Annotated in this window: 6 protein-coding genes and 1 pseudogene; 3 read left to right on the forward strand and 4 right to left on the reverse strand. The window is 72.1% G+C overall.

Annotated features, from left to right (window positions below; all coding sequences use genetic code 11):
* Both GKQ77_RS28610 and GKQ77_RS28615 read left to right on the forward strand, forming a co-directional pair.
* Nucleotides 1-487 (forward strand): annotated as a pseudogene (locus GKQ77_RS28610) (hypothetical protein); the annotation flags it as partial.
* A 65-nt stretch (nucleotides 488-552) separates the two neighbouring features.
* The gene (locus GKQ77_RS28615) at nucleotides 553-1,191 is read left to right on the forward strand and encodes an HAD family hydrolase (RefSeq protein ID WP_219691860.1); all 639 of its coding nucleotides are present in this window, start codon (nucleotides 553-555) and stop codon (nucleotides 1,189-1,191) included.
* Here GKQ77_RS28615 and GKQ77_RS28620 read toward each other — a convergent pair.
* Nucleotides 1,188-1,439 carry a hypothetical protein gene (locus tag GKQ77_RS28620; RefSeq protein WP_219691862.1) on the reverse strand — a complete coding sequence of 84 codons (252 nt, stop codon included), beginning with the start codon at nucleotides 1,437-1,439 and terminating at the stop codon, nucleotides 1,188-1,190. The genes GKQ77_RS28615 and GKQ77_RS28620 overlap by 4 nt on opposite strands.
* A 200-nt stretch (nucleotides 1,440-1,639) precedes the next feature.
* Between GKQ77_RS28620 and GKQ77_RS34010 the strand changes: the two genes are divergently transcribed.
* A complete protein-coding gene (locus tag GKQ77_RS34010) occupies nucleotides 1,640-2,023 on the forward strand; it encodes a cold-shock protein (RefSeq protein WP_016642928.1) in 384 nt (127 codons plus the stop codon).
* Nucleotides 2,024-2,089: 66 nt separating this feature from the next.
* On the opposite strand, the gene GKQ77_RS28630 is transcribed toward GKQ77_RS34010, so the two are convergent.
* Genes GKQ77_RS28630 through GKQ77_RS28640 form a run of 3 tightly spaced genes read right to left on the reverse strand, consistent with a single transcriptional unit; the run spans nucleotide 2,090 to nucleotide 4,228 of the window.
* Complete coding sequence (locus GKQ77_RS28630) at nucleotides 2,090-2,995, reverse strand: 1,4-dihydroxy-6-naphtoate synthase (RefSeq protein WP_219691870.1); 906 nt, start codon at nucleotides 2,993-2,995, stop codon at nucleotides 2,090-2,092.
* A complete protein-coding gene (locus tag GKQ77_RS28635; RefSeq protein ID WP_372460007.1) occupies nucleotides 2,979-3,704 on the reverse strand; it encodes a futalosine hydrolase in 726 nt (241 codons plus the stop codon). Before GKQ77_RS28635 ends, GKQ77_RS28630 begins: the two co-directional genes overlap by 17 nt.
* 14 nt (nucleotides 3,705-3,718) lie before the next feature.
* Entirely contained in the window at nucleotides 3,719-4,228 is a 510-nt protein-coding gene (locus GKQ77_RS28640; protein ID WP_125513492.1) for a DUF2771 domain-containing protein, read from the reverse strand.
* Between the last annotated feature and the right edge of the window lie 4 nt (nucleotides 4,229-4,232).

Raw genomic sequence — 4,232 nt, forward strand, 5'->3', positions numbered from 1 at the left:
CACCAAAGAGGCCGAGGAGGGGGAGGTTGAGGAGGGGGAGGGTGTAGAGGCGCTGGAAGAAGAGACGGAAGCGGATGAGCGGATCGAAGCCGAGGAGCGGCCCCGGCTCTGGCGCCCCCGCCTCCCCCTCCGCACCGGGGAAGGCCCCGGCCTCAGCAACCCCCTGCTCCTCCTCGCCGCGGCCGCCCTGATCGCCGGCGCCGTCCTCGGCAACTGGCTTGCCCTCGGCGGTGGCTGGCTCATCGCCTACGCCTCCCGCAGGCTCTCCCGCGCGGAGGCGAAGTGGGCCGTCCTCGGCATGCCGGGGCTCGCGGTGGCCGCCGGGCTCACCTGGCTGTGGGGGCGTACGGACGGCAGATGGGGCGAGCCGATCCGCGAGGGCCAGATGAGCGGCGCCATCGCCGAGACCTGGCCCTGGGTGGTACGCGGCGCGGCCATCGCCTCCGCGCTCTTCCTGGTGTGGAGATCGCAGCGACACCGCCCGTGAGGCGCGGGCCCGCGCCCGGCTGAGTCCCAGGGCGGGGCGTGGGGCGGCCTCGGCAGAATGGGCCCATGACCTCACGCGCGCTGACCGTCGGCTTTGACCTCGACATGACCCTGATCGACTCCCGGCCCGGGATCAGGGCGACCTACCAAGCGCTCTCCGCGGAGACGGGCACGTACATAGACGCGGACCTGGCCATCACGCGCATCGGGCCGCCGCTGGAACAGGAGCTGCGGCACTGGTTCCCCGCCGAGGAGATCGAGGAGAGGGCCGACCGCTACCGTGAGATCTATCCCACATACGCCCTCCCGTCGACGCTCGCGATGCCCGGCGCCCGCGAGGCGGTGGCCGCGGTCCGCGCGCACGGCGGCCGCGCGATCGTGGTGACCGCCAAGCACGAGCCCAACGCGAAGCTGCACCTCACGCACCTGGGCATCGAGGCCGACGCGGTCATCGGCTGGCTCTGGGCGGAGGCGAAGGCGGAGGCCCTGCGCGAGTACGGGGCGGCGGTGTACGTCGGTGACCACACCGGCGATGTACGCGGCGCGCGTACGGCGGGCGCGCTCTCCGTCGCGGTGGCGACCGGGCCGTGTGACGCAGCGGAACTGCGCGCGGCGGGCGCGGACGTGGTCCTCGGCGGGCTGACGGAGTTCGCGCCCTGGCTCGACGCGTACGTCGCGGGAGAGGGACTTGACGAGGGGCGTTAGCCGGCCGCGGACCTCGCCTGGCGCCGCTGGACCGCGATGCCGCGCAGCACTCCGGCGGCCGCGACGAGGAAGCCGACACCCATCAGCATGCACACCGCGTACGCGAGGGGCGGGAAGGGGTCGGTGCCTAGGAAGAGCGGGGCCACCGTGACCAGTGTGGCCACGGCGCCGACGAAGAAGACGATCGCTCCGATCCGGACCATTCCGTCGCCGGGCCCGGCCGAATTCGCTTGGGTTTTGTCACGCACCCCACCAGGGTAGTTCCCAGCGCGAAGGAGGAACCCGAAGGAAGAGATCGGGGACGTCTTGTCACCGGCTCCCGGACCAATAGTCTTGGTCCCGGCGGGTCGGGCGACCCGCTGTAGTGCTATCCAGAGCCGTTTTCGCCCCGTCATCTCCGGCTGGGGCGGACCGGCACAGACGCGTACGACGAGGACGAGGACTTCACGTGCCTACCGGCAAGGTCAAGTGGTTCAACAGTGAGAAGGGCTTCGGCTTTCTCTCCCGCGACGACGGCGGCGACGTCTTCGTGCACTCCTCCGTACTGCCCGCCGGCGTCGACACACTCAAGCCCGGCCAGCGCGTGGAATTCGGTGTGGTCGCGGGGCAGCGCGGCGATCAGGCCCTCTCCGTCACCCTTCTCGACCCGACCCCGTCGGTCGCGGCCGCACAGCGCCGCAAGCCGGACGAACTGGCATCGATCGTCCAGGACTTGACGACCCTCCTCGAGAACATCACGCCGATGCTGGAGAAGGGCCGCTACCCCGACAAGGCGTCGGGCGCGAAGATCGCGGGGCTGCTGAGAGCGGTCGCGGACCAGTTGGACGTATAGCCGTACGTACGACTCGGCGCCGGGCGGGCTCAGCGGGCCCGCCCGGCAGCAGAGAACGAGCAGCCCTCAGACGGTTCCGCGGTCGGGGAAGGCCAGCGCTCCCGGCGCCAACGCGGGCACAAGCCCCTCGGCCGCCGCTCGCGTCAGCAGCCCCCGTACGGCCGCGTAGCCGTCCTCGCCCAGGTCGGCCGTGAACTCATTGACGTACAGCCCGATGTGCTGGTCGGCGACGGCCGGGTCCATCTCCTGGGCGTGTTCGAGTACGTAGGGGCGGGACGCCTCGGGGTCGTCCCAGGCCATACGGACCGAGGCGCGGGCCGCCGCGGCCAGCTGTTCGAGAACCGCCGGGCCGAGGCCGCGCTTGGCGATGATCGCACCCAGCGGGATCGGCAGGCCCGTCGTGGCCTCCCAGTGCTCGCCCATGTCGGCGAGGCGGTGCAGGCCGTAGTTCTGGTACGTGAAGCGCGCCTCGTGGATGACCAGGCCCGCGTCGACCTTGCCGTCGCGCACCGCGGGCATGATCTGGTCGAACGGCAGCACGACGATCTCGCCGACGCCGTCGCCGCCCAGCGTGTCCGCGGCCCAGAGCCGGAAGAGCAGATACGCCGTCGACTTCTCGCTCGGCACGGCGACCGTCCGCCCGGTCAGGTCCACACCCGGCTCACGGGTCAGCACGAGAGGCCCGCAGCCCCGGCCGAGCGCGCCGCCGCAGGGCAGCAGGGCGTACTCGTCGAGGACGTAGGGCAGGACGGCGTACGACACCTTCAGGACGTCGAGATCGAGGTCGGAGGCGAGCGCGGCCGAGGACGCGGCGCGCTCGGCGACGCCGTTGGTGATGTCGATGTCCGCGAACGTCACGTCCAGCGCGGGGGCGCCGGGCACCCGGCCGTGCGCCCACGCGTCGAAGACGAAGGTGTCGTTGGGGCAGGGGGAGTACGCGATGCGCAGCGGTGACTCAGTCGTTCCTGTCATACGTGTGCCAACCCTTCAGTACCGGCGTGGACTTCCCGAACGCGTCGCTCAGCGCGGCCAGCGCGTCACCGATCCGCCAGGCGGCGCGGTCGCGGGGGCCGACGGGGTTGGAGACCGCGCGGATCTCCAGGACGGGCAGGCCGTGCAGGGCGGCGGCCTCGGCGACACCGAACCCCTCCATCGCCTCGGCCAGGGCACGCGGATGGCGCCGACGCAGCTCGGCGGCGCGCTCGGCGCTGCCGGTGACGGTGGAGACGGTCAGGACGGTGCCGGTCGCGGCACCGCAGGCGTCGGCGATCTCCCGTACGAGGGAACGCGGCGGTCGGTGGGTGACGGCACCGAAGCCGAGTTCGGTGACGGGCGCGAAGCCGTCCGGGGTCTCGGCGCCCAGGTCGGCGACGGTGATCTCGTCGGCGACGACGAGGGAGCCGACGGGGGCGTCGGGCGGGAAGCCGCCGCCGATGCCCGCCGAGACGACAAGGCCGTAGGGGCGGCCGGTGGCGGCGGCGCGGGCGAGCGCGGTCGCCGTACCGGCCGCGGCGGCCGCGGGGCCCACGCCGACGGACAGCGCGTCCACGTCATCCGCGGGGAGCAGCGCGCGGGCCACCGCGTCCCGTTCGGCGGGGACGGCGGTGGCGACGAGGACGCGCGGGTGCGGCACGGGACCGGGGGACAGGAGGCCTTCGGTCACCGGGGGGCCTTGGGTCACCGGGGGACCTTGGGTCAGGAGTCCTTCTTGAACTTGAACGACCACAGGCCGGTCGCCTTCTGCGTGCCGCCCTTGCCGCCTTCGAGGAGGCTGACGGTCGTCTTGTCGCCGCCACCGCCGTACTGCTGGTTGAAGAAGACGCTGCCGGGGATGACCACGTACGTCTTCTTGCTGGCCTCGGTCAGCGGCTGGCCGTTCATGAGCAGAGTCCAGCCCTTCTCGGCGACCTCCGGGTCGACGCCGAAGCGGACCTTCTCGTCGGGGTCGATCTTGACGGTCTTCACGTCCTTGTCCTGGAGACAGGACTTGAGCTGGGACTGCTTCAGCTCCTTGCCGTCGTTGTAGCAGGAGGCTTCGGTGTGCACCGAGTCGCTGCCGACCGTCACGGTGGCCAGCGGCGTCGGCTTGTCACAGGCCGAGAGAACGAGGAGTCCGGCGGAGACGGCGCCAATGGCGGCCGCGGTGCGGCGGCGGCGCGCCGCGCTGTTCACATTCGCGGCTCCGCCGCGGAGCAGGGAGGTCATGGGC

The sequence above is a fragment of the Streptomyces anatolicus genome (assembly GCF_019400875.1).
Classification (GTDB): Bacteria; Actinomycetota; Actinomycetes; order Streptomycetales; family Streptomycetaceae; genus Streptomyces; species Streptomyces anatolicus.